This is a genomic window from Enterovibrio sp. FF113, from assembly GCF_041439165.1.
Taxonomy (GTDB): Bacteria; Pseudomonadota; Gammaproteobacteria; order Enterobacterales; family Vibrionaceae; genus Enterovibrio; species Enterovibrio norvegicus_A.
The window spans coordinates 118,123-141,040 of sequence record NZ_JBGONO010000010.1 but is presented as its reverse complement, the minus strand read 5'-3'; the positions used below and the strand labels follow the sequence as shown (position 1 = coordinate 141,040).

At 46.8% G+C, this 22,918-nt stretch carries 26 protein-coding genes and 2 tRNA genes; 18 read left to right on the top strand and 10 right to left on the bottom strand.

The features are described 5' to 3' along the window. The 12 genes from cydB (at nucleotide 1) to ACED36_RS10075 (ending at nucleotide 9,265) form a co-directional block, all read left to right on the top strand. Nucleotides 1-1,137, top strand: coding sequence for a cytochrome d ubiquinol oxidase subunit II (cydB, locus tag ACED36_RS10130; protein ID WP_016961284.1), 1,137 nt, complete (start codon nucleotides 1-3; stop codon nucleotides 1,135-1,137). A 15-nt stretch (nucleotides 1,138-1,152) separates the two neighbouring features. Beyond that, entirely contained in the window at nucleotides 1,153-1,263 is a 111-nt protein-coding gene (cydX, locus tag ACED36_RS10125) for a cytochrome bd-I oxidase subunit CydX (RefSeq protein ID WP_016961285.1), read from the top strand. Between the two features lie 10 nt (nucleotides 1,264-1,273). Continuing rightward, entirely contained in the window at nucleotides 1,274-1,558 is a 285-nt protein-coding gene (gene ybgE, locus ACED36_RS10120; RefSeq protein ID WP_016961286.1) for a cyd operon protein YbgE, read from the top strand. Between the two features lie 230 nt (nucleotides 1,559-1,788). After that, a complete protein-coding gene (gene ybgC, locus ACED36_RS10115; RefSeq protein WP_016961287.1) occupies nucleotides 1,789-2,202 on the top strand; it encodes a tol-pal system-associated acyl-CoA thioesterase in 414 nt (137 codons plus the stop codon). Continuing rightward, nucleotides 2,192-2,878, top strand: a complete 687-nt coding sequence (tolQ, locus tag ACED36_RS10110) for a protein TolQ (protein ID WP_016961288.1) — start codon at nucleotides 2,192-2,194, stop codon at nucleotides 2,876-2,878. The genes ybgC and tolQ overlap by 11 nt, the downstream gene beginning before the upstream one ends. Nucleotides 2,879-2,881: 3 nt before the next feature. Continuing rightward, nucleotides 2,882-3,328, top strand: a complete 447-nt coding sequence (tolR, locus tag ACED36_RS10105) for a protein TolR (RefSeq protein WP_016961289.1) — start codon at nucleotides 2,882-2,884, stop codon at nucleotides 3,326-3,328. 13 nt (nucleotides 3,329-3,341) lie between these two features. Beyond that, nucleotides 3,342-4,436: a cell envelope integrity protein TolA gene (tolA, locus tag ACED36_RS10100; protein WP_371733193.1), complete on the top strand. Its 1,095-nt coding sequence runs from the start codon at nucleotides 3,342-3,344 to the stop codon at nucleotides 4,434-4,436. Between the two features lie 12 nt (nucleotides 4,437-4,448). Next, nucleotides 4,449-5,801 carry a Tol-Pal system beta propeller repeat protein TolB gene (tolB, locus tag ACED36_RS10095; RefSeq protein WP_371733192.1) on the top strand — a complete coding sequence of 451 codons (1,353 nt, stop codon included), beginning with the start codon at nucleotides 4,449-4,451 and terminating at the stop codon, nucleotides 5,799-5,801. Nucleotides 5,802-5,834: 33 nt separating this feature from the next. Continuing rightward, nucleotides 5,835-6,356 carry a peptidoglycan-associated lipoprotein Pal gene (pal, locus tag ACED36_RS10090; protein WP_016961292.1) on the top strand — a complete coding sequence of 174 codons (522 nt, stop codon included), beginning with the start codon at nucleotides 5,835-5,837 and terminating at the stop codon, nucleotides 6,354-6,356. Nucleotides 6,357-6,371: 15 nt separating this feature from the next. Beyond that, the gene (ybgF, locus tag ACED36_RS10085; RefSeq protein WP_371733191.1) at nucleotides 6,372-7,100 is read left to right on the top strand and encodes a tol-pal system protein YbgF; all 729 of its coding nucleotides are present in this window, start codon (nucleotides 6,372-6,374) and stop codon (nucleotides 7,098-7,100) included. A gap of 155 nt (nucleotides 7,101-7,255) precedes the next feature. Continuing rightward, nucleotides 7,256-8,317 carry a quinolinate synthase NadA gene (nadA, locus tag ACED36_RS10080; protein WP_371733190.1) on the top strand — a complete coding sequence of 354 codons (1,062 nt, stop codon included), beginning with the start codon at nucleotides 7,256-7,258 and terminating at the stop codon, nucleotides 8,315-8,317. 93 nt (nucleotides 8,318-8,410) lie between these two features. Continuing rightward, nucleotides 8,411-9,265 carry a bile acid:sodium symporter family protein gene (locus ACED36_RS10075; RefSeq protein ID WP_016961295.1) on the top strand — a complete coding sequence of 285 codons (855 nt, stop codon included), beginning with the start codon at nucleotides 8,411-8,413 and terminating at the stop codon, nucleotides 9,263-9,265. Nucleotides 9,266-9,374: 109 nt separating this feature from the next. Here ACED36_RS10075 and dbpA read toward each other — a convergent pair whose 3' ends face one another. Together dbpA and ACED36_RS10065 are read right to left on the bottom strand one after the other, a co-directional pair. Continuing rightward, entirely contained in the window at nucleotides 9,375-10,760 is a 1,386-nt protein-coding gene (gene dbpA / locus ACED36_RS10070) for an ATP-dependent RNA helicase DbpA (RefSeq protein WP_016961296.1), read from the bottom strand. 168 nt (nucleotides 10,761-10,928) lie between these two features. Continuing rightward, nucleotides 10,929-11,504: a UPF0149 family protein gene (locus tag ACED36_RS10065; RefSeq protein WP_016961297.1), complete on the bottom strand. Its 576-nt coding sequence runs from the start codon at nucleotides 11,502-11,504 to the stop codon at nucleotides 10,929-10,931. Between the two features lie 202 nt (nucleotides 11,505-11,706). Here ACED36_RS10065 and ACED36_RS10060 point away from each other — a divergent pair. Beyond that, a tRNA-Ser gene (locus ACED36_RS10060) sits at nucleotides 11,707-11,794 on the top strand. A 246-nt stretch (nucleotides 11,795-12,040) separates the two neighbouring features. After that, nucleotides 12,041-12,128 (top strand) — tRNA-Ser (locus ACED36_RS10055). Nucleotides 12,129-12,665: 537 nt separating this feature from the next. On the opposite strand, the gene ACED36_RS10050 is transcribed toward ACED36_RS10055, so the two are convergent. The 4 genes from ACED36_RS10050 to cls all read right to left on the bottom strand — a co-directional run bounded on the left by ACED36_RS10050 (nucleotide 12,666) and on the right by cls (nucleotide 16,684). Beyond that, nucleotides 12,666-13,586 carry a manganese-dependent inorganic pyrophosphatase gene (locus ACED36_RS10050; RefSeq protein ID WP_017004151.1) on the bottom strand — a complete coding sequence of 307 codons (921 nt, stop codon included), beginning with the start codon at nucleotides 13,584-13,586 and terminating at the stop codon, nucleotides 12,666-12,668. 191 nt (nucleotides 13,587-13,777) lie between these two features. Further along, the gene (locus ACED36_RS10045) at nucleotides 13,778-14,080 is read right to left on the bottom strand and encodes a hypothetical protein (protein ID WP_016961299.1); all 303 of its coding nucleotides are present in this window, start codon (nucleotides 14,078-14,080) and stop codon (nucleotides 13,778-13,780) included. Nucleotides 14,081-14,415: 335 nt separating this feature from the next. Beyond that, entirely contained in the window at nucleotides 14,416-14,844 is a 429-nt protein-coding gene (locus ACED36_RS10040) for a MarR family winged helix-turn-helix transcriptional regulator (protein WP_017004149.1), read from the bottom strand. A gap of 379 nt (nucleotides 14,845-15,223) precedes the next feature. Further along, a complete protein-coding gene (gene cls, locus ACED36_RS10035; protein WP_016961301.1) occupies nucleotides 15,224-16,684 on the bottom strand; it encodes a cardiolipin synthase in 1,461 nt (486 codons plus the stop codon). A 389-nt stretch (nucleotides 16,685-17,073) separates the two neighbouring features. Here cls and ACED36_RS10030 point away from each other — a divergent pair, with 389 nt between their 5' ends. From ACED36_RS10030 to ACED36_RS10015, 4 genes are all read left to right on the top strand, one after another. After that, nucleotides 17,074-18,420, top strand: coding sequence for a sodium-dependent transporter (locus ACED36_RS10030; protein WP_371733212.1), 1,347 nt, complete (start codon nucleotides 17,074-17,076; stop codon nucleotides 18,418-18,420). Nucleotides 18,421-18,577: 157 nt separating this feature from the next. After that, entirely contained in the window at nucleotides 18,578-19,249 is a 672-nt protein-coding gene (locus ACED36_RS10025; protein WP_017004148.1) for a TIGR01621 family pseudouridine synthase, read from the top strand. Nucleotides 19,250-19,510: 261 nt separating this feature from the next. Continuing rightward, nucleotides 19,511-20,455: a class I SAM-dependent methyltransferase gene (locus ACED36_RS10020; protein ID WP_371733211.1), complete on the top strand. Its 945-nt coding sequence runs from the start codon at nucleotides 19,511-19,513 to the stop codon at nucleotides 20,453-20,455. Between the two features lie 16 nt (nucleotides 20,456-20,471). Further along, the gene (locus tag ACED36_RS10015; protein WP_016961306.1) at nucleotides 20,472-20,729 is read left to right on the top strand and encodes a hypothetical protein; all 258 of its coding nucleotides are present in this window, start codon (nucleotides 20,472-20,474) and stop codon (nucleotides 20,727-20,729) included. 242 nt (nucleotides 20,730-20,971) lie between these two features. Here ACED36_RS10015 and gspS2 read toward each other — a convergent pair whose 3' ends face one another. The 4 genes from gspS2 to ACED36_RS09995 form a co-directional block, all read right to left on the bottom strand. After that, nucleotides 20,972-21,373 carry a type II secretion system pilot lipoprotein GspS-beta gene (gspS2, locus tag ACED36_RS10010; RefSeq protein ID WP_016961307.1) on the bottom strand — a complete coding sequence of 134 codons (402 nt, stop codon included), beginning with the start codon at nucleotides 21,371-21,373 and terminating at the stop codon, nucleotides 20,972-20,974. Nucleotides 21,374-21,404: 31 nt separating this feature from the next. Then, nucleotides 21,405-21,707, bottom strand: a complete 303-nt coding sequence (locus ACED36_RS10005; RefSeq protein ID WP_016961308.1) for a YciI family protein — start codon at nucleotides 21,705-21,707, stop codon at nucleotides 21,405-21,407. 90 nt (nucleotides 21,708-21,797) lie between these two features. Next, on the bottom strand, nucleotides 21,798-22,196 hold the full coding sequence (yciA, locus tag ACED36_RS10000) for an acyl-CoA thioester hydrolase YciA (protein ID WP_016961309.1): 399 nt from the start codon (nucleotides 22,194-22,196) through the stop codon (nucleotides 21,798-21,800). A 64-nt stretch (nucleotides 22,197-22,260) separates the two neighbouring features. Then, nucleotides 22,261-22,809: a septation protein A gene (locus ACED36_RS09995; protein ID WP_017007380.1), complete on the bottom strand. Its 549-nt coding sequence runs from the start codon at nucleotides 22,807-22,809 to the stop codon at nucleotides 22,261-22,263. Between the last annotated feature and the right edge of the window lie 109 nt (nucleotides 22,810-22,918).

Here is a 22,918-nt window from a genome sequence, read left to right as displayed (position 1 = left end):
ATGTTTGAATACGAAATTTTACGTTTAATCTGGTGGTTGTTGATCGGTGTTCTTCTGATCGGCTTCGCGGTGACTGATGGCTTCGACATGGGTGTGGGTGCCTTGTTGCCTGTTATTGGTAAAACGGATACTCAACGTCGAGTGATGATTAACTCGATTGCGCCACACTGGGATGGCAACCAAGTTTGGTTGGTTACCGCGGGTGGTGCGTTGTTTGCAGCATGGCCTCTGGTTTATGCCGTGTCGTTCTCTGGCTTTTATCTTGCCATGATGCTGACATTGGCGGCACTGTGGTTCCGTCCTATTGGTTTCGATTACCGCTCTAAAATCGAAGACCCACGCTGGCGTAATACGTGGGACTGGGGCATTTTCATTGGTAGCTTCGTTCCGCCGATTATCTTCGGTGTTGCATTCGGTAACCTGCTTCAAGGTGTGCCGTTTGAACTGAGCGAGTTCTTGATCCCAACCTACAGAGGCGGTTTCTTCGGTTTGTTGAACCCGTTCGCCATTCTGTGTGGCCTAGTTAGCTTGTTTATGATCGTCACCCAAGGTGCGACTTACTTGCAGATGAAAACCACCGATGTGTTGCACACTCGTTCACGTAACGTGGCGCAAATCTCAGCGGTGCTTACCGCAGCGTGTTTTGCTCTGGCAGGCGTGTGGGCGCAAAGCATTGATGGCTTCGTTATCACCAGTGAAATCGTCACGAATGCGACGTCTAATCCTCTTAACAAAGAGGTGGTGACAATGGCCGGTGCGTTGTTCAATAACTTTGATGCTTACCCCGCACTTTGGGCTGCGCCTGCGCTGGGTGTGTTCATGCCGTTGTTGGTTGCATTGTGCTCTCGTCTTGAGCGCGGTGGTTTTGCCTTCTTGTTCTCAAGTCTGGCGATTGCAGGCGTGATCCTGACGGCTGGCTTTGCGATGTTCCCATTCGTGATGCCATCAAGCCTCGTGCCTTCGCACAGCTTGACCATGTGGGATGCAACCTCGAGTGAGCTGACGCTGAATATCATGACAGGCGTTGCCTTTGTGATGGTGCCAATCATTCTTGCTTACACCATTTGGTGTTATTACAAAATGTTTGGTCGTCTGGATGAAAAGTTCATCGAAGACAACAAAACCTCACTGTATTAAGAGAAGGAGTCAACCATGTGGTATTTCGCTTGGATTCTAGGTGTATTGCTGGCGTGCTCGTTCGGTATTATCAATGCGCTTTGGTTAGAACAAACTGAAGCCATGGACCACGACAGTGAAGACTAAATTCACGACTATGTTAGACGGTATTTATGACCGTCTTCATAAGCGTGTCTTGATGTTGTTTTCGTTGGTGCTTGCGCTAACGTGTGCGGGACTGGTGATCTGGGACCCGCAATCCTTTGCTGACAAAATTGGTGGTTTTCACGCTGCCAACGCACCGGCTCTGATTTGGGCAACGTGTACTGGATTTATTCATGGTATGGGGTTCAAACCACGTTTTTGGCTATGGCAGATCTTTTTCTTCCCAGCTTTGGCGTGGTTAGTGATGGTCGTGATGCTGACAAGTGCCTTTTTCTAATTGAAAACAACTCAATCCCCAAACAGCCCGGTTGCAAAAGCGCCGGGCTGTTTTGTATCCAATCAATCTAAAATACCGTGATGAGCCGCGGTGAAAGCGACATATTGTGGTTGCTTGGGTATATTTACGCCATTCGTGACCTGCTTCGTTGCATCGTGCTTTCAATACCTTGAGCAAGTCAGTTATAGTATTTCGCTAAACCTAATGATGGATTTCAGGTAATTATCAGGATGAGCAATCACACTCCATTCTGCTGGCCAATTCGGGTGTATTACGAGGACACTGATACGGGTGGACTGGTTTATCATGCGAATTATATCAAATACTTCGAGCGTGCCAGAACCGAACTATTGCGCAGTATTGGTGTCAACCAACTGACGCTGTTTGAAGAACGCACTGCATTTGTTGTTCGCCACCTAGATATGGACTTTTTCAAAGGCGCAACACTGGATGAAGCGCTTACCGTTCAAACAACGGTGTCAGAGCTACGTCGAGTCAGCATGACATTCTGTCAGGATTTAGTAAATTCAAATGGCGACGTGTTGTGTCGGGCCACCGTTAAGGTAGCCTGTATCGACCCTGAGAAAATGAAACCAAAATCCATCCCTATATCGATTCAATCGGAGATTTTAAGTGAGCGCTGAACTGTCAATTCTTGATCTGTTCTTACAGGCCAGCCTGCTGGTAAAAGCAGTGATGTTGGTTCTGCTAGGCATGTCTATTATGTCATGGGCAATGATCATCAAACGTTCTCAAGTGCTTTCCCAAGCCGAAACCAAAGCCGAGCGCTTTGAAGACCGCTTTTGGTCGGGCATGGATTTATCACAACTCTTTCAAGAGGTTCAAGCACGTAAGGATTCGTTGACCGGTAGTGAGCAAGTTTTCTACTCCGGTTTTAAAGAGTTTGCGCGTTTGCACCGCAGTAATGGCAAAGTGCCTGATGCGGTCATGGAAGGGACGTCTCGTGCGATGCGTGTTTCTTTGTCAAAAGAAGTGGAATCGCTAGAAACCAATCTACCCTTTTTGGCCACAGTGGGCTCAATAAGCCCTTACATCGGTTTGTTTGGCACGGTTTGGGGCATCATGCATGCATTTATCGCGCTGGGTGCGGTGAAACAAGCGACCTTAGCGATGGTTGCCCCTGGCATTGCAGAAGCATTGGTAGCAACAGCGATGGGCTTGTTTGCGGCCATTCCTGCGGTCATGGCATATAACCGATTGACAACGAAAGTCGGCAAGCTTGAGAACAACTACGTGAATTTCATGGAAGAGTTTTCTAGCATTTTGCACCGCCAAGCGTTCGCGGCACCCAAGGAGTAAGCCATGGCTTATCAACCTAAGCGTAGGAAGCTGACCGCTGAAATCAACGTGGTGCCTTACATCGATGTTATGTTGGTGTTGCTCATTATCTTTATGGTGACAGCGCCATTCGTGACACAGGGCGTGGACGTTGAATTGCCGCAGACTTCAACGGCTAAAACCGCCGCTGATCTTGCAGAAGATGCTGACAGCGGTGCTTTCATTATTGTAGAAGTCGATCAGAACGGTGGTCTTGGCTTGAGTGTGAACAATGGCGATATGGAACACGGCCTTTCACTACAAGATTTGTTGGTGCGCGTAAAAGCTGAACTGGAAATCAATCCTAAATCTCCTGTGCTTGTAGGAGGGGACGGACGCGTACCTTATTCAGAAATCATTCTAACACTGGATGCGTTGAATCAGGCGGGAGTCTCATCTGTGGGGCTTATGACCGAACCGCTTGATTCGTAAAATGAGAAACTGAATGAAGAATAACGAAAATAAAGGATATGCGGGCTCGACGGTCATATCCGTGCTGCTACACGCAGCGCTTTTAGGTGGTTTGTTATGGGGCGCTGATCTGACTACGGTGTCTCACCAATCGCCAGGACAAAACATTGAAGCTGTGGTGATCGACCCGAGTGTTGTGAGTGAACAAGCCCGTAAGATCCGCCAACAACGAGATGAAGCAAAACGTCAGGAAGATGACCGTTTACGCCGCCTTGAGCAGCAAACGGACTTGCTTGAAAAACAACGCGAGCAGGAAGAGAAAAGCCTTCGCGAACTCAGAGCTGAAAAACTGATCGCTGAGAAAGCAACGCGTGAAGCAGAAACTGAGCGTAAACGCATTGCCGAGGCGCGCAAAAAAGAAGCGGAAGAGCAGCGTCAGGCGGCAGAAGCGACACGTATAGCGAAAGAAAAATCCGCGGCAGCTGAAGCAGAGCGTAAGCGTCAGGTTACTGAGCAACGTAAAGCGGAAGAAGCAGCCAAAAAAGCAGAAGCTGATCGTCAGCGCGCAGTGCAAGAGCGTCAGCAAGCTGAAGCGGAACGTGAACGCAAGCTCGCAGAGAAAAAACAGGCGGAAGTAGAGGCTCGTAAGGCCGAAGAAGCCCGAAAACAGAAACTAGCGGAACAGAAAAAAGCCGAAGAAGCCGCGCGTAAAGCAGAAGCTGCGCGTGTCGAAGCCGAACGAAAAGCCGCCGAAGCTAAGCGCAAACAAGCAGAGCAGGAGGCTGCGCTTAACGAGCTTTTTAGCGGTCTCGAGTCTGAATCAGAAAGTCGTGGTTCGGCTCGAGGGCAGTTTCTCAGCGATGAAGTCGCTAGGTATGGTGCAATCTATACCCAAATGATTAAACAGAACCTGTTGGTCGATGACAGTTTGCTAGGGCAGGAATGCGTGGTGAAAATGCGTATTTCTGGTACAGGCTTGTTGCTAGATGTGACCGAAGCGGGTGGAAATCGCTCTCTTTGTCGCGCAACTAAAACCGCAGTGTTGAAAGTATCATCCTTCCCAATGCCGGAAGATAAAGATGTCGCGGCTCAGCTTCAGAGTATTGAGCTGACCGTGAAACCAGAGTAAGAGGGATTCTTCATGTTGAAACGCGTATTCTTTGGTGCGATTACGCTACTGCTTGCGGTCATTCAACCCGCGCAAGCCGAGCTTAAACTTGTTATCACGGAAGGGGTAAATTCAGCACGTCCTATCGCCATTGTCCCATTCAAATGGGAAGGCGAAGGAAAGCTGCCAACTAACGTGTCGTCTGTTATTGCATCGGATTTGCAGCGCAGCGGAAAATTCAGCCCCGTTCCGATCGATAAGATGCCTCAAACACCTTACAGTGAAGCAAGCGTGGATTTTAACGATTGGACTGCAATGGGTGTGGATGCGCTTGTGACGGGTAAAATTAGCCCAACACCAGATGGTAAGTATCTGATCGAATATCAGCTTATTGATGTGGTTCGTGGTCAATTGACTGGCGGTCAGAGCAAAGGGCTTTCGACCAGTGGCGAATTGGTTCTCACCAAAGATCACCTTCTTCTCAATAATCGCAAGACCGTTGCAGGCAGTCAGCTTCGCCAATATGCACACCGTATTTCGGATTTAGTATACGAAAAGCTGACGGGTGAAAAAGGCGCGTTTCTGACTCGCATCGCTTACGTTGTTATCGATGACAAAGCAGAGCACCCGTTCCAACTTCGTATTGCCGACTACGACGGCTATAACGAATTGTTGGTGTTGCGGTCGAAGCAACCATTAATGTCTCCTACATGGTCTCCTGATGGTAAGCAGCTGGCGTATGTGAGTTTTGAAAACGGTCAAGCGCAGATTTTCTTGATGAATATTTACACCGGTGAGCGTGAGATGATTTCGTCATTCCCACGTCACAATGGCTCGCCGCGCTTCTCTCCGGATGGCAGTAAGCTTGCGTTAGTCTTGTCGAAAACCGGAAGCCTGCAACTTTATGTGATGGACCTGAAAACCCGTAAATTGGAACAAATTACCAAAGGGCGAGCGAACAACACCGAACCATTCTGGGATCCAGATGGGAAGTCTTTGATCTTTACGTCAGACCGGGGTGGTAAACCACAGATTTATCGAGTAAATTTAGCCGATGGTTCTACTAATCGAGTGACTTGGCAAGGCAGCCAAAATCTCGGTGGTCAACTTACTCCGGATGGTAGATACCTCGTCATGGTTCACCGATCGGACTCTGGCTACAACATTGCAAAACAAGATTTGCAAACGGGAGCGGTAGAGATTCTGACGAAAACAATGTTGGATGAATCACCGAGCCTTGCACCAAACGGCAGCATGGTAATTTACAGCTCAGTTTATGGGCGTAATAACGTACTTTCACTGGTTTCCATTGATGGACGATTTAAAGCACGTTTACCTGCTACTAACGGTAGGGTGAGAGCCCCAGCATGGTCCCCGTACCAATAATATTTGCGCTTATTTGATATAAAGGATAACAAGATGCAACTTAACAAAGTACTTAAGGGTTTGGCTGTTGCGCTGCCTATGTTCACACTGGCAGCATGTAGTTCTAGCGATAGCTCTACTGATAGCACTGGTTCTGAAACCAACAAGGGCTCAGAAACGACTATCGTAACACCAGTAGATGGCGGTCAAGGTAGCCTGACTGAACAAGAGATCCGTAACAACGAACTGCGTCAGTCGCAAACTGTTTACTTCGGTTTTGATGACTATTCAGTACTTCCACAGTTTGAAGACATGCTTGATGCACACGCAGAATTCCTGCGCGCAAACGCAGAAATCAAAGTGGTTGTTGAAGGTCACGCAGATGAGCGCGGTACACCTGAGTACAACATCGCACTGGGCGAGCGTCGTGCAAATGCAGTGGCTAAGTACCTGCAAGCACTAGGTGTTCCAGCATCACAAATTTCACTCGTAAGCTACGGTGAAGAAAAACCTTTGGTTCTTGGCCAAGGTGAAGAAGCTTACGCGAAGAACCGTCGTGCGGTTCTGGTTTACTAATTAAAGGTAAATCTTATGAACAGTAACACTTTGCGTGCTCTTTCGCTGGCGTTACTGGTGAGTGCAGCAGCCCCTGTGGCCGCTGCACCTGCTCCGGTGACCGAGTTAGGAAGTGGTAGCTCTGTAGAGCGCTTGGAGCGAATGCTGGCTGCTCGCAATCAGATGCAATTAGATATGCAGCGTCAGTTAGACCAAATGGCCGGCGAACTCGATCAGTTGCGTGGCACAGTAGAAAGAAACAGTTACGAATTAAATCAGATGTTGGAGCGCCAGCGCGATCTCTACCGAGAGATTGATACGCTGAGAAGTGCGAAACCAGCCGCTGTGGTGTCAACCAAACCTGAAGAGTCTGGGTCAAAAGAATCTTACTCTTCTAATCAGTCTGAGAATGCACAATACGATGCTGCGGTTAATCTCATTCTGAAAGAGAAAAACTACGCAGGCGCCACCGAAGCGTTTAATGCGTTTTTGACTAAGTACCCAGAATCGATTTATAAGCCCAATGCACATTACTGGTTAGGGCAACTCTATTTTTCTAAGAATGATCTTGCGGCAGCAAAACAACATTTCACTGCTGTCAGTCAGGCTAAAAAGTCGAGTAAGCGTGCAGACGCCATGTTAAAGCTTGGCATGATTGCTGAAAAAGCAGGCGATACAGCGACAGCGAAAAGTTTGTTCAACGCTGTTGTCAGTGAATATCCTGGCACCACAACGGCAAAGCAAGCCCAGAAGCAGTTGAACTAAATCGTCTTTGTTTATGTATTTGAAGAGCCGACTTATTAAGTCGGCTTTTTTGTATAAATAGCCTATGGCACGTTCAATATTGGCGTCATAAAGCGTGAAAACTCGGCGTTAAGCTGGGTATAATGTCCTAATTGCAAGCAAATCTGAGTAAGTCGATGAGCCAGATTATTAATACCGCCGAGACGGTATATCCTTTCCCTCCGAAACCGGAAGTCCTGTCTGCGTTGCAAAAGACAGACTACATCACGAGCATCAAACAACTGCTGAAAGAAAAAGATGCCGTTATGATTGCCCACTATTATACCGATCCTGAAATTCAAGCTTTGGCTGAAGAAACAGGCGGATTTGTTGGTGATTCGCTGGAAATGGCGAAGTTCGGCAACAAGCATCCAGCTAAAACATTGTTGGTGGCTGGTGTGCGCTTCATGGGTGAGAGCGCGAAAATTCTGACCCCAGAAAAAAATGTGATCATGCCAACACTGAAAGCAGAGTGTTCACTGGATCTCGGTTGTCCTGAAGACCGCTTCAGTGCGTTCTGTGACGCGCACCCTGACCACACTGTTGTGGTATATGCAAATACATCAGCGGCAGTAAAAGCGCGTGCTGACTGGGTGGTAACATCGTCTATTGCGCTGGAAATTGTTGAGCACTTAGATGACCAGGGCAAAAAAATCATCTGGGGGCCTGATCGTCATTTAGGTTCCTACATCGCCGATAAAACTGGCGCTGACATGTTGTTATGGCAGGGCGAATGCGTTGTTCATGATGAGTTTTCAGCGAAAGCTTTACGGGATATGAAGGCGGTTTATCCTGATGCGGCGATCCTTGTGCATCCGGAATCTCCGGCAAGCGTTGTCCAATTGGCCGATGCTGTGGGTTCAACGAGCCAACTGATTAAAGCAGCGAAAGAGCTACCGCAACAGCAAATGATCGTGGCAACCGATAAGGGCATCTTCTTTAAGATGCAGCAAGTTGTGCCTGACAAAGCGTTGATTGAAGCGCCGACTGCAGGTGCCGGTGCAACATGTCGAAGCTGTGCACACTGTCCTTGGATGGCGATGAATGGCCTCAAAGCCATTGAAACCGCATTGCGCGATGGCGGCGAGGAACATGAGATCTTTGTTGATGAAGCCATTCGTGTGAAATCACTGATCCCGCTAAACCGTATGCTTGATTTTGCTGCTGAGTTGCAACTACAAGTCAAAGGTAACGCGTAACACAACGTGAGATTTTAAGTATAAAGGCGAGCGAACTGTTCGCCTTTTTTGATCCGAATTTTCCAATTTGGACGTTTCTATTAAGGCGGGGTCATGAGCCAAACAATGTTAACTATTGGTCTTCCGATTGCGCTCGCTTGGATGATGTTTTGCGTTGGTCTGACATTGTCCCTTGCCGATTTTAAGCGTGTCTTGCAGTTTCCCGGCAAGATATCAGCAGGCTTAGCAGCCCAACTGATTGGGTTACCGCTTATCGCTTATGGCTTGATCCAACTACTGAATTTGCCCCCTGTTGTTGCCGTTGGACTTTGGATTTTAGCACTGGCTCCCGGTGGCGCGTCATCAAACGCAATTAGCCATTTGGCGGGTGGAGATTCGGCACTGTCGATAACGATGACGGCGATCAGCAGTCTGATTATCCCTTTTAGTTTGCCCTTGTTACTGCCAATCGTCTTGCCTGACGTTGCAGCAACGCTTCCTGTGAAAACGGCCATTCTTCAATTGGTGGCGGTGACTTTGATGCCGGTTGTTTTGGGGATGTTGCTTAAGCGATTTATCATAGCGACGTGGTTTGATAAATTCACCCATGCAGCAGGGCGAACGGCGCTGTGGGCACTATTTTTCACTGTAGCTATCACGCTAGCGGCGAACACTAAGGTGTTTTATCAGCTGTTTTCTGTTGCGTCGCTAGCTGTATTGCTGCTCTGTCTGCTTGGTATGGGATTGGGTGCGTTAGTGGCAAAAGGTTTTGGCGATGACGCTAAGTTAACCAAAACCTTTTCGATCGAAGTCGGTATTCAAAATGCAGGCACGGCGATTTTTGTTGCTGTGGTGCAGCTTCAGCAACCGGAACTGGCGCTTACTCCACTACTATACGGGATTTTGATGAATATCCCTGTGGTGCTGCTAATTGCGCGTTATCGCAGGGCATTTTCCCATGCCAACTAAGTGATACAAGAGAGACATTCAGCTTTCTGGTGTGTGTGAACATCACAAACAAAAATGCCGCTCAACAATGAACTGAGCGGCATTTTTATTGGTCGACAGACTACGTGAATTAACGTAATTGCCAAACGCGGTAAGTACGGCCTTTGATTTTCCCTGATGACAGCTTGTCTAAAGCGCGTTTTGCAACATCGCGTTTAACGGCCACATAAGAGCGGTAATCGGTAACTTTTATTTTGCCAACTTCGCTGCCTTCGATACCATTTTCGCCAGTCAATGCGCCAACAATATCGCCTGGGCGGACTTTGTTTTTCTTGCCTGCTTCAATGTGCAGTGTCGTCATGATAGGTGTGCGTGGCATATTGGTCATCGCCGAATCATCTGGCAGCGCTTCACCTTTAATATCATGCTTTAAGTAGTCTTCCAGTAGCGCAATCTTGTAACCATCTTCGTGATTGAAGAAGGTGTAGGCTGCGCCTTCGCTTCCCGCACGACCAGTACGGCCAATACGGTGAATGTGTATTTCGGTGTCAAAAGCCATGTCGTAGTTGATGACGGCATCAAGTGCTTCAATGTCCAAACCACGAGCTGCAACATCGGTCGCCACCATGACGGTGACACTCTTGTTGGCAAACTTAAGTAGCATTTGGTCACGGTCACGTTGTTCTAAGTCACCGTGAAGGGCAACGACAGAGAAGCCTTCGTTATCAAGCACTGCGGCAACGTCTTTTACTTCACGCTTAGTGTTGCAGAATACAACAGCACTTTCTGGCTGGTGTTTTAACAGCAACAATTGCAATGCATGCATGCGATCTTTGTTGCTGTTGCACTGATAAAAGTGCTGTGAAATGCTGCTGCTGTCGTGGTTTGATTCCACTTTCACCATCACAGGTGCGTTCATGATCTGGCGGCTGATGCTCTGGATCTGTGTCGGGAATGTGGCACTGAACAACAAGGTTTGACGGTTTGATGGCACGTCTTGGAAAATGGCATCCAACGCGGGTTGGAAGCCCATTTCGAGCATTCTGTCAGCTTCATCCAACACCAAGGTGTTCACTTCTTCAAGTGACAAACGGCCTTTGTCTAGGTGATCAAGAATTCGACCTGGTGTACCCACAATAATGTGCGCGCCATGTTCTAGAGAGCCGATTTGCGGTCCCATTGGTACGCCGCCACAAAGGGTCAGGATTTTGATGTTGTGAATGCCACGCGCCAATTTACGTAGTTCAATTGCGACTTGGTCCGCGAGTTCGCGTGTTGGACACAGGACCAACGATTGAACGCGGAAGCGTTTTACATTCAGGCGATTAAGCAGGCCAAGGCCGAAAGCAGCCGTTTTACCAGAACCTGTTTTACCCTGACCAATCACATCTTTTCCTTCCAGAATGGCAGGAAGGCTCTGTGCTTGGATCGGCGTCATTTCCGTATAGCCAATATCAGTAAGTGTGGAAAGCAACTCAGCTTTCAACGGCAGGTTAGAGAATGATTGTGTGGTCACAGGAAAATTCCAGTATTTAGAAGCCAGGGTATTGGCGGATGAAAACAGGGGCAGGACTATATCAGGAATGTTGACAAACTGCGCGAAAAATAAAGCGGCACACGGCCGCTTTATGATTGCTATTCATCCGATACTGCTAGCCAGTATGTCAGGGTCGATTGGGCGAGATTATTGTTGCTCAACCATTTGGTTTGCGCGCATCGTCAAGCCGCACAGCATCACGGGCATACCATTGAAGATTTCTTCAAACTGTGCGAGTTCCGCAGCGCCTAGTTCATCCATGGTCGCCAATGCAGACTCTGGGTCGAACAGAAGACTAATAGAAAGCAATACACCGCCAAGAAGTGCGTTTTCTTGAGAGTCCTCAGGCATGAGTGTTTCCCAGTCATCGCGTGCTAGCGTCCAGCCTTGCAACATACCTTCACAGTATTCACGCGTCGCTTGGTTAACGATTTCAGCGTCGCTCAGCGCACACACGTCAGGCCATTGCCATTCATTGGAAAGGAGCGCATCACGTTGTTGATTCCACATATCGATAATGATAGTGGCGTACGCTTCAAGTTGTTCATGGTTGTTGAACGGTGCTTCTTCTTCACCGCCCCACATAAAAGCAAGCCACTCGCTTGGATCGATCAGATTAGGCGCTGCAGCCATTGCGGTGATAAACCCTTCGGTTTGTGTCGCAGACAATACAAAAGGCTCTAATCCATTTTCCGTGATAAATTGCGCTAGCGAGATAGTCATGAGTAATTCTCTGGTCCTGTTTAGGCCAATATTCTATCAGCCCGAGTGATAATTCGAGAATAAAAAGCGTAGCTCAGTGTGAAATCCGCACCAAGCCGATGGAAACTTAAACACTCGCACCGTATTTTGTTATTTATCGTTGACCTGACTGACCTGCTTCCCTATAGTAGCGCCCCGTTGAGACGATAAGTCCAACCAAAACGGTGAGTTGTCCGAGTGGCTGAAGGAGCACGCCTGGAAAGTGTGTATACGGCAACGTATCGAGAGTTCGAATCTCTCACTCACCGCCACATTCGAAACCCGAGCAGAAATGCTCGGGTTTTCTCGTTTAGAGAAGCCAAGATTTAATATCATGCTTGATTTTCGCTTCCGTTAGGCGATGACAGAGCCGAGAGTGATGCCTAAACCAACGTTAAAACAGCGCTTTGTCTAAACCCTGAACATTTGAACGATTCGAAAAGCCCAAAGCATTGACGCTGAAAGGGTAAATATTTATAGTAGCGCTCCGTTGAGACGAATACGTCCAACCACAATTTGGTGAGTTGTCCGAGTGGCTGAAGGAGCACGCCTGGAAAGTGTGTATACGGCAACGTATCGAGAGTTCGAATCTCTCACTCACCGCCACATTCAAAACCCGAGCAGAAATGCTCGGGTTTTCTTGTTTCTGGGTGCTGGGAATCTGATGTATCGGAGAAAAGGAAGGGACGATCAAATATTCATTTCTGAAATTTGATATTGGATGTTCTGTACTCAACACATAAAAACAAAAACCCAAGCACAAGGCTTGGGTTTTGAATTCAGATATTCAATGCGATTGCGCTAAACGACTGAGCGCTTAGGCCAATAGTAATATAGCTACTGCGTCTTAGAATGCGCCGCTCCAGTACATTGCATTGAACATGGTAAATGCAATGGTTACGCTCATAAGAACGAAAAGTGGCGTGTACTTCGACAGTTTAGCGATGATCTTTTTTGACACAGTATTATCCTATTGGTGAATATTTGCGCAGATTATGCATTTTTATGTGACATGGATCAATGGTGATTCTTTGAATGTTTAACTAAAAAGTGGAAAGAGAAATGCACAATAAAAAACATCGTTCAAAATTAGGGTGTTAAAAAAGGGCGAGATTCGCCCTTTGATGTTTTGTCTCAAAAAACTTAGATAAAGCTGTCTTGAAGTGGCGGAACGACTTGTTTCTTGCGGCTAAGAACACCTTCAAGCCATACGCGGCCATTTTCGGTTTCGATGCTATATGCACGTTCGATAATGGTGATGTCGTCAGAAACAACCAGCAACTCAGAACCTTCTTTCATGATGTCCGTCAGAAGCAGCATCACAGAGTGGCGTTCGCCTTCTTCTTTCAGCGCCGCAATATCGGCTTCTAGCTCAGCTTTGATCTCATCAAATACTGCCAGATCGACCACTTCTAACTGGCCGATACCAACCAGATTACCGTTCATGTTGAAGTCTTTAAAATCACGCATAACAAGATCACGTGCAGGTGTGCCAGCAACGGCAGATTTCACGTTGAACATTTCCATGCCCAGCGCTTGAACATCTTCAATGCCAGCAATCTCAGCCAAATCTTCAACACAGCGAATATCTGCGGTGGTACAAGTTGGCGATTTGAAAATAACGGTGTCGCTCAAGATAGCGCAAAGCATGATGCCTGCGATATCTTTCGGGATAGCAACGCCGAAGAAATCGTACATCATCTTGATGACCGTGTTAGAACAACCGACAGGGCGGATCCAGCATTCCAGAGGCGTAGACGTCGTCAAGTCCCCCAGTTTGTGGTGGTCAACAATACCAACGATGGTTGCTTCAGCGATGTCATCTGGGGCTTGAGTCAACTCAGAGTGGTCGACGATGTAAACTTCTTCGCCAGCGTAGCTAAGCTTCAGTTCAGGGGCTTCGAAGCCGAAACGCTCCAGAATGAACGCAGTCTCGGGAGACAGTTCACCAAGACGTGCTGCGATTGCTGGCTCATCGATTTGGTTTTTCAGGTACGCAAGTGCAATGGCACCGCAGATTGAATCTGAATCGGGGATCTTATGTCCCACAACATACATTGGCATAGTAGGCTCTCGTCATGCTCATATTTGAATTTTTGCGCATTTTACCAGAGTGTCTCGAAATGTACATTCACCCTTAGGCTGACAAGGTGCAACAAATGATTAATGTATGGTGCTTTCAAAATTTGTGTGATGGATAGACAAAAAAAACGCTGCATGAGCAGCGCGGAAAGGCATAGTTACTACTATAAGAATTACAAGTCTCTCATCAATATCTCGAGTTCTTCTGCCGCTTCTTCGATGAGGTGTTCTAGCTCTTTGGCATCATCATTAGCAAGAGGTAATTGCCAATGAATGGGTTTGCCATTTGACGTATGTTTGCCGACCAATTTTGTCACTCTACCACTTCGTTCAAAGCGCAGGTGCTCGAACTCCGCAGCGTGACGTTGGTGCTTTTCTACTATCTCAACTTCAATCGTCCCAGTTGGAATTACCTGAACATGTGCATGGAGCTGTTTGGTGTCTTTTAACAGATAATTTCTATGTCTTGCCAACATATGTTGTCCCTCAGCGCGTCATCCCCTAATTGCAATTTTATTGTAGACAACAGAGTGCATAAAAGTCAGGTGAAAAGCATGAGAAAAAGCCTGAAAGTCAGCAACGCTATGATGCATAAATAAAACTATTTTCACGTATAAAATGCGGTAATTAGTCACATATGATGGTGTCGAGTATGCGCTTATAAATGTATCGCGCTTACTCGGGTTTAGGATGAAAGGTAGGAGTTAATCCGTTTCTGATGAATCGCTGAGTGGTGTTAATGCTCTGATAAATAAAGTCAATAAGTGGGTGTGAACAAAAAAAGCCTGATTGGTAATCAGGCTTGAGGTATCTACATTGCGTTGGCGATTCTCTGCAATGACATCTGAATGGTGTACATCTCTTCTTGTGATAAGAGCGCGCTCATCAGTTCTTTGTTCATCTCTTCTGTTTGGTTTAACAGATCAGCCATGGATTGGCCTTTTTCTGTCAGGGTCAATACTTTCGACCGTCGGTCATGAATGTCATCCCGACGGTGAATGTAGCCATCCATAACAAGACTTTGAACGACGCGGCTCACTTTTGACTTTTCGCTCGCAAGATAGGGCATGCCCATCAAATCACCTTGGCGGAATTCGACTCCCTTCGAAATAGCCATGATGGTGATTGCTTGCTCAGAACTTAAAATAATGCCTTTGTTTTCCAGCCAGTCTTGTGCTCGCTTTTCGGACTTCAAAGCAACAAGTCGGCATAGAGAACTGAGTTCCGATTGAATATACACGATTATCACTGTTTTAATTATTTTGAAAGAGGCAGCATATTAACTCTGCCAATCAGAATAAGTCTAACCTGCTAGACACTCTCTCATTGAGAAGGTCCAGCTTGGGGCTTTAGGTTTATTTAAAAGTAATAGATTGAAATATAAGAATTTATACTTAAGAACAGTGAACGAGTGTCTTATTATTGATACTGGGGTAAAGGGAGTTTGTCTACATTTCCGCCGATGGCGAACGAATGGCAAGCGAATGTAAACCATGAGACAAAGAATAGCGACGGCTGAAACTTTGTAAATAAATGTAAAAACATGATTAACTTATCATTTATAGGTGGCTAAGTTAGGTGAAGAGCACAATCAAACCTGAACGAAGATCAAGTTTTTGCTATAGCAAAGGGCTAAACATGTAGAAAAACTGCTCGATAGGACGATTGATAATAGAGCGCTTTGACCACTCCGCCAAACTGACACTGGTAGAGTCTTCAATGTAAGATTGCTGTAAAGCCAACATGTCTTCACAGAAGTCAGGGTCGTCAACACAGAGTGTTAATTCAAAATTCAGCCAAAGGCTGCGCATGTCTAGATTGACTGTACCCATCAGGCAGAAGTTGTCATCAACCATGACTGATTTTGTGTGCAGCAAACCGCCATTGAATCGATAGATATTGATTCCCGTACGAAGCAGGTCATTGAAGAAAGATCGGCTCGCCCAATCCACCATTAAGCTGTCATTCTTTGCCGGAATAATGATATTCACGGTAACGCCGCGTTGCGCCGTTGTTTGAAGTGCACTCAACAAGCTTTCGCTAGGGACAAGATAAGGCGTCGTAATTGTCAGGCTCTTTTTTGCCTGATGAATGGCCAGCATAAGCACTTGCTGAATGATACCATCCGGCATACCTGGACCAGACGGCGCAACCTGAACGGAATGGTTTGCATGCTGGTGCTGCTCAATGAGGCTACATTCTGGTAAATCAGGCAAGTAGCGCAGACCGGTTTCAAACTCCCAATCCCACGCAAAAATACTATTCAGGATCGGAACAGAAGGGCCATCGACCTTGACCATAATATCGACCCACTGACCAACACCTGCGTTTTGTTTGAAAAAACGAGGATCGACCAAGTTCATTGAGCCGGTATACCCAATCTTGTTATCGATGATAACCACTTTACGGTGCTGACGAATGTCTAAACGACGCAAGAACATACGCGCGGGACTGACCGCCAAGGCTTCGATCAATTCAACGCCAGCTTGACGCATCGCATCCGGCCAGTGGCTTCGGAAAAACGCTTTGCTGCCTGCTGAATCAAGCAATATTCGCACGGTAACGCCGCGTCTTGCCGCAGCACACACGGCATTTGCCACATCATCAGCATGCCCGCCAGGGTGCCAGATGTAGAAAACCATATTGATGGAAGACTCAGCTTTTTGAACGTCTAAGGCAATATTTCGCAGAATGTCAGCGGTTTCACTAAGCAAAGAGAGTTGGTTGCCAGCCAGCGCAGGGATGCCTGCCCGACGCAAACACAGATCGTGAACAGGCCGAGCGAGAAAACTATGATGATGCGGGCGATGTGCTTCGCATTCATTGAGGGTCTCAAGCCAGCTAAGGTAAGGGGTAAACATGGCTTTGGCTCGTTCAGCCCGCTTCCTGCCAAGGTTGAGTTCACCAAACAATAAATAGAGGATAACGCCGACGATAGGAATGATGTAGATGATCATCAGCCAGGCGATAGAAACACCCAGCGCTCTGCGTTTTAACACTACACGTATGGTGACACCGGCAATTAGCAGCCAATAAAGAAAAACACTTGCCCAAACAAGGATCTGATAAATCTGTTCCATATCAATCTAGTTAGCCCAACTCGACTTCCAATATAGAGTGAACGCACACAGTATGCACTGTATTTAGTGTCTCGTATTAGCAAACGCGAAGTATTGCGCACTGCTCGTCAACGAAAGATGGCGAGTTGATGATTTTTTGTATCCGAAGTGTGGTTATAAAGTAATCGAAATGAGGGGTAAATTGGAGATTTATGTCGGCTAAATGAAAAATATAACGCTATCGCTTCAAATGTTATTCCTAAACTGGTTTACTTGCCATGCCTGTATTGAAAACGGGTCAACTGTCTCCTGTAAAAATAAGTTTACAAGCCAGCAGGGGAGGTGCCATGGAATGGCAGAAGACGCTGGGTATGGATATCAACATCATCGTTTGTAGTGAGAGAGTGTGTATGGCAAGCAGTAATAGAGCCCAGTTTTCCTCCCGATTAGGATTCATTCTGGCAGCGGCAGGTTCTGCCGTAGGTCTCGGTAATATTTGGGGTTTCCCCACACAGGCAGCCAGTAATGGTGGCGCTGTTTTTTTAATCACATACTTGGTCATGGTCTTTATTTTGGCTTATCCACTGCTGGTGGCAGAGCTGACAATTGGCCGATTCGGTGCATCTAACCCTATACGCTCCCTTATTTCAGTTGCACCAAAACACAAACTGCTGGGTTCTGCCGTTGGTATTGCAGGCATGCTAGGTGTGAGTGGCATATTGAGTTTCTACGCCATTGTTGCCGGTTGGTTTTTTGGCTTCTTGATTGGCCCGTTACTCAGCGCCTTCGGTTTTGATAGCGCAGCGGCTTGGCTAGAAGGGTTTGGCATTGCACGTAACTTGGTATTGATGGGCGTGTTTATGCTGTTGACCGTTTTGGTCGTGCGTAACGGCGTTGCGGATGGTATTGAAAAGTGGTCAACCCGCCTAATGCCAGTGCTTTTCGTTTTGTTTATCGCCATGGTGGGCTACACCCTGCTTCAACCCGGTGCGATGGAAGGCCTGAAAATGTTCCTCGTCCCTGATATGTCGCATTTCTCACCAGATTTAATGGTGAGCGCAATGGGTCAGGCGTTCTTCTCTCTGTCCATCGGTGTGTGCACCATGATGGTCTATGGTTCGTACCTGCGTAAAGATGCGAACTTACCAAAAACGGCTGCACAGGTTGCGCTGTTGGACACGGGTGTTGCCTTCGTCGCGGGTCTATTGATTTTGCCAGCGATGTTCGTGGCGCAGAAAAACGGCGTGCAGATATACAGCGAAAGCGGTGCGTTGTTGGATGGTGATACCTTGGTATTCAGCGTACTTCCAGCCATGTTTGACACCATGGGCAGCGCAGGCTTGATTGTGGGCGTCGCATTCTTTGCTTTGATGGTGATCGCAGCGCTGACTTCTTCAATTTCAATGCTTGAAGTCCCCGTTGCCTGTCTCTCAGAAGAGTTGGACAAAGATCGTAAAACCGTCGTGTGGTGGGTTGGCGGTGCAATTGCATTGTTCTCCTCCCTGATTATTTTCAACTTTGGCAGCATGTTTGGCACAGTCATCAGCGTGACTACCGAATACGTGCAACCAATCCTCGGTGTGATCATGGCGCTTATTGCAGGATGGATTTGGAAGCGAAACGAAGTGTTGGAAGAGTTAAGCCACGGCAATCCAGAACTGGCAAACAGCACGTTCTGGAAAGTATGGCCAACCTATGTACGTGTCGTTTGTCCTATCTTGATGGCGCTTGTGTTCTTCTGGCCGCTATTTAAATAAAGGTTACTCGAGTATAAAGCTAAAAAAAATCCCTAGCCTTGCTGGGGATTTTGGCTTTATACGATGCGTGACTTCTCCCTAGCCGCCATTCCGTTTACACTCGGCGCTGTTTTTTTTGTTCGCAATGACTTTCGAACTCACAACTATAGGGTTAGGCATGTTTACTCTGGTCTTTCAGAATGAAGACTTTTTGGTCATCGATAAGCACCCAGGGATCAGTGTCCACAAAGATGACAATGAGCAACCCTTACTCGCCGAAGTGGCGAAGCATACGGGTGACAAGCAACTCTATTTGATTCATCGCCTCGACAAAATGACATCAGGTCTTTTACTGCTTGGTCGTCATCAAAAATCAGCCGCTGAACTTTCGCTGATGTTTGCAGAAAAAACCGTGCGTAAATTCTATGTGGCGGTTTCAGCGAAAAAGCCAACGAAAAAGCAAGGGACCATTATTGGCGACATGATGAAAAGTCGTCGCTCAATGTGGAAACTGCTGACCAGTAAAAATAACCCTGCCGTCACCCAGTTTTTTTCGACTGCGGGTGGCGAAGGTCGCCGCTTGTTTCTTTGCAAGCCACACACTGGAAAAACCCATCAAATACGCGTGGCGTTAAAGAGTGTGGGTGCAACAATTTTAGGTGATGACACCTATGGTGGAGCCAGTGCCGACCGCGGCTATCTGCATGCCTATGCGTTGCAATTTAGTCACTCAGGTGAGGCGTTTGAATTTCTGTTACCGCCATCAATGGGTGAACAATGGCCAACGCTGCCTGAAGAATGGCAACAGCCATCATCGCTTTTGTGGCCTAAATTACCGAATCAAAAATAATCGAGTTGATCTGTCACTAGCAGGTCATTGATCTCCAAGGAAGGAGAACGTTGGAGAGATGCATGCAGCACACCCGCAATAAAAATCGCAGTTTGAAACAGTCACGTCTTTGGGCGCTGGCCAACATTAGGCGTCAGCATAAGAAGAAGGTCGCACGCACACGCACGCGACGTAACTGTGAATTTTATAACCTTCAGATGAGCGGTGTTCCTGTTGAACTTTCCAACATCTCAACAGAAGAAATAAAGGAAACAAACCATGATGAAGCCTGATGCGCTAAAGATCTTTTTTGAAGTGATCGCTGATCGTATTGCAGCGTGTGGCGATGAAGTTAGACGCGTGTTCCATGGTCGTGGGCGATGCTATGAAGGCTTAGAACAAATTACCGCGGATTGGCTTGGTAACGGTGTTCTGCAAATCGCTATCTTTAAAGAAGACGAACCTGAGTTTTATACCGCGCTTCGCGATGGCGTGAGCCAATTTTGCCAAAGTGATGTGTGGCGAAAAGTAGGTGGTAAAACAGTCGTTGTGCAACACCGAGACCGTGAAGGCTCCGAAACGGAAACCTTGATGGGTGAGATGCCGTTTCAAATCAATGTGGTTGAGAATGGCTTGAGCTATACGCTTGATCTGGGTAAACGTCAGAACAACGGTTTATTCTTGGATATGCGTCTTGGCCGTCAGTGGGTGCAGGAAAATGCAGCGCATAAGTGCGTGTTGAACCTTTTTGCTTATACCTGTGGGTTTTCCGTTGCTGCTATTGACGGCGGTGCTGATAAAGTGGTGAATCTGGACATGGCGAGATCATCGCTTTCCCGAGGCCGAGAAAATCATCAATTGAATCAGCATAATCTGAACAAAGTGAGTTTTCTGGGTCATGAACTTTTCAAGTCGTGGGGTAAAGTGAAGAAGAATGGGCCTTATGATCTTGTGATTATTGACCCACCGTCGTTCCAGAAAGGCAGCTTTGTTCTCACCAAAGATTACGCAAAAATCTTACGTCGCCTGCCGGAGTTAGTGTCTGAAGGTGGTGATGTGTTGGCTTGCGTGAATGCACCAGATGTAAAACCAAGCTTCTTGGAAGAACAGATGGCAGAGTTTGCGCCACAGTTTGTGTTTGTCTCTCGGCTTGAGAATCCACCTGAATTTGAAGATATTGATACAGACAGCGCGCTAAAAGTGATGCATTTTAAACGTCAGGACTAAATGACGGAGCTGCATCATGGACGCATTTCAACGAATAGACGCATTGGATTCAGGTCATCATAAGGTGATTTATCATGATGAGCGATGGGGACTGACGGTAAAGCGTTACAGTAACGGTCATGCGGTGAAAGTGTTTGCGGAAGCGTTATCTGGTGGAGATTTCATCAGTGGAAATCTGTATCTGATTGATGATGTTTGGTCACTCAAACCTTGCGAAATGCCAAGAGAGAAGGTGATGTCTTTCATTTTGGGATTTACGTTGATAGATGAATAATACCAATCGGAATAAGTATTCAGGTATTCTTGCTGGTTAAAATCGGCAATAATTGCGTCAGAGATTTTGTAAGTAGAATAACGAGTTACTGCAATTTCCTCTTGGCTCTTGACGATTTTTCCTGCGTGAATTTATCACCGCTTACTTAATCCGATTGGTATAACTTTAGCCTCTAGGCGCAATAAAAAATCCCGCATTTTGCGGGATTTTTTGTATTCATCAGTGTGCTTATAATACCAGCATCATGACGACTTGGCGCAGTCGTTAAGCGTAATGGAGCGCTCTAATACTGGACGCCCACGTGCGTCACGAAACAAAAGGTTATAGCTCACACCCATTTCCAATAGTGAATAGATTTCATTATCGACACAGTAGGTTTTTAGCAATTTGTCGACCAATGCTTCGGGTGCAACATCGCCACTGCCTGAATAGAGTAAGGTCAGTTCAATCGCCGTGCTGTTTGATGTTGCGCGAACCAAATTGTAACCGTTCATTGTAACGGGCACGATTTTGCTCAAAACATCAGCTCTCTGCTCGGCGAATGTCTCAGCAATTTCTAGATCTGAAGTGCTAGAACAAGCCGTTAATATCAGAGCCATTGCGCCAGCTAGGGCCAATCGTCCTGTTGTAGAAAATTGTCGCATTACGGGATCCTGTGCGTTAGCTGTCAGAAAATCAGGCTGGCAGCACTTTCTTGAAAGGTTTAACGATAACGTCTTTATAAACGCCAGCTTCGATATATGGATCAGCGTCTGCCCAAGCTTTTGCATCATCAAGGCTATCGAACTTTGCGATGACGGTAGAGCCAGTAAAACCTGCTTCGCCTGGGTCTTCACTGTCGATAGCAGGGTTTGGACCTGCAACCAGCAAACGGTCTTGAGATTCAAGATCTCGCAGTCTTGCCAAGTGTTGCTCTCTAACTTGAAGGCGCAATGGCAAACTGTTTTCAACATCTTGTGAAAAAATGACGTACCACATCCTTGTTTCTCTCCCGTGTTAATTCGTCTTCACTTTTCTTCGGCTTATTGTATGCAAGGCTAAAGGATCGTGCTGACGATGTTGTCTGATTTATGACTTATTTATCGCTCTTGGACGGCCTTCACCGTCAATCGCCACATAATTAAACGTTGCCTCGCAGACTTTTCTGCGTTGGCCAACCCCGTCCGTTGCAACGGGTTTAACCCATACTTCTAGTCCAACACTCATCGAGGTACGCCCAATACGAGTGCATTCGCCGTAACAACATACTACGTCACCGACGGAAACGGGTGTCTTGAACACGATCTCTTCTACAGAGACGGTGACGACACGCCCATGGGACACTTCTTTTGCCAAAATGGCGCCAGCCAAGTCTAATTGAGACATGATCCAGCCACCAAAAATGTCACCATTGGCATTGGTGTCAGCAGGCATCGCCAACGTTCGCAGCAATAATTGGCCGCGTGGGCAATTGTTTGTTTCCGACATCTTACTACTTCCGAGATGAGGTGTTTATTCACTAAATAGGGCGTATAGGCACCGCCCAGATCAACTATTTTGAATCGGTAGAATCTGTTTCTTTTGGCATGTGTTTGTATATATACACGCCTGTCACCAACGTATAAATCAAAGTAATAGCCATCAGGCCAAACACTTTGAAGTTCACCCACACATCTAGTGGCATGGTGTAGGCGACGTAGACATTGAGTACCGCCAGTACAGTGAAAAAGGCCACCCATGCACTGTTGATATTTCGCCAAACTGCATCGGGTAAGGTGATTTCTTTACCCAGCATGCTTTTGATAAGCGGTTTCCCCATGACCTGAGAAACGAGCAGACCAGCGGCAAACAAGACATACACGATGGTGACCTTCCATTTGATGAAATTGTCATCTTGGAAAAATAGTGTCATACCACCAAAAACCGCGACCAGTGTTGCCGTGACGATCTGCATTTTCTCTACTTTCTTATAGAGCACCCACGTCAAGATTACTTGGATGATAGTCGCCACAATCAATGCGCCCGTTGCCGTGTAGATGTCGTACATCTTGTAGAGCGCAAAGAAGATAATTAATGGGATAAAGTCGAGGAGCTGTTTCATTTAGATACGTGTCCTTGTTTGCCTCCCAAAGCAAATCGCGAGGGGGCTTTCAATATGACCTTGAAGTTTACCCAAATCTTACAGCAGATAAAACGTGAATGGTGTTGAG

Coding starts and splice junctions, on each gene's coding strand:
- cydB (WP_016961284.1), top strand. CDS start 1: ATGTTTGAATACGAAATTTTACGTTTAATCTGGTGGTTGTTGATCGGT.
- cydX (WP_016961285.1), top strand. CDS start 1,153: ATGTGGTATTTCGCTTGGATTCTAGGTGTATTGCTGGCGTGCTCGTTC.
- ybgE (WP_016961286.1), top strand. CDS start 1,274: ATGTTAGACGGTATTTATGACCGTCTTCATAAGCGTGTCTTGATGTTG.
- ybgC (WP_016961287.1), top strand. CDS start 1,789: ATGAGCAATCACACTCCATTCTGCTGGCCAATTCGGGTGTATTACGAG.
- tolR (WP_016961289.1), top strand. CDS start 2,882: ATGGCTTATCAACCTAAGCGTAGGAAGCTGACCGCTGAAATCAACGTG.
- tolA (WP_371733193.1), top strand. CDS start 3,342: ATGAAGAATAACGAAAATAAAGGATATGCGGGCTCGACGGTCATATCC.
- tolB (WP_371733192.1), top strand. CDS start 4,449: ATGTTGAAACGCGTATTCTTTGGTGCGATTACGCTACTGCTTGCGGTC.
- pal (WP_016961292.1), top strand. CDS start 5,835: ATGCAACTTAACAAAGTACTTAAGGGTTTGGCTGTTGCGCTGCCTATG.
- ybgF (WP_371733191.1), top strand. CDS start 6,372: ATGAACAGTAACACTTTGCGTGCTCTTTCGCTGGCGTTACTGGTGAGT.
- nadA (WP_371733190.1), top strand. CDS start 7,256: ATGAGCCAGATTATTAATACCGCCGAGACGGTATATCCTTTCCCTCCG.
- ACED36_RS10075 (WP_016961295.1), top strand. CDS start 8,411: ATGAGCCAAACAATGTTAACTATTGGTCTTCCGATTGCGCTCGCTTGG.
- ACED36_RS10065 (WP_016961297.1), bottom strand. CDS start 11,504: ATGACTATCTCGCTAGCGCAATTTATCACGGAAAATGGATTAGAGCCT.
- ACED36_RS10050 (WP_017004151.1), bottom strand. CDS start 13,586: ATGCCAATGTATGTTGTGGGACATAAGATCCCCGATTCAGATTCAATC.
- ACED36_RS10045 (WP_016961299.1), bottom strand. CDS start 14,080: ATGTTGGCAAGACATAGAAATTATCTGTTAAAAGACACCAAACAGCTC.
- cls (WP_016961301.1), bottom strand. CDS start 16,684: ATGGAACAGATTTATCAGATCCTTGTTTGGGCAAGTGTTTTTCTTTAT.
- ACED36_RS10030 (WP_371733212.1), top strand. CDS start 17,074: ATGGCAAGCAGTAATAGAGCCCAGTTTTCCTCCCGATTAGGATTCATT.
- ACED36_RS10025 (WP_017004148.1), top strand. CDS start 18,578: ATGTTTACTCTGGTCTTTCAGAATGAAGACTTTTTGGTCATCGATAAG.
- ACED36_RS10020 (WP_371733211.1), top strand. CDS start 19,511: ATGAAGCCTGATGCGCTAAAGATCTTTTTTGAAGTGATCGCTGATCGT.
- ACED36_RS10015 (WP_016961306.1), top strand. CDS start 20,472: ATGGACGCATTTCAACGAATAGACGCATTGGATTCAGGTCATCATAAG.
- gspS2 (WP_016961307.1), bottom strand. CDS start 21,373: ATGCGACAATTTTCTACAACAGGACGATTGGCCCTAGCTGGCGCAATG.
- ACED36_RS10005 (WP_016961308.1), bottom strand. CDS start 21,707: ATGTGGTACGTCATTTTTTCACAAGATGTTGAAAACAGTTTGCCATTG.
- yciA (WP_016961309.1), bottom strand. CDS start 22,196: ATGTCGGAAACAAACAATTGCCCACGCGGCCAATTATTGCTGCGAACG.
- ACED36_RS09995 (WP_017007380.1), bottom strand. CDS start 22,809: ATGAAACAGCTCCTCGACTTTATCCCATTAATTATCTTCTTTGCGCTC.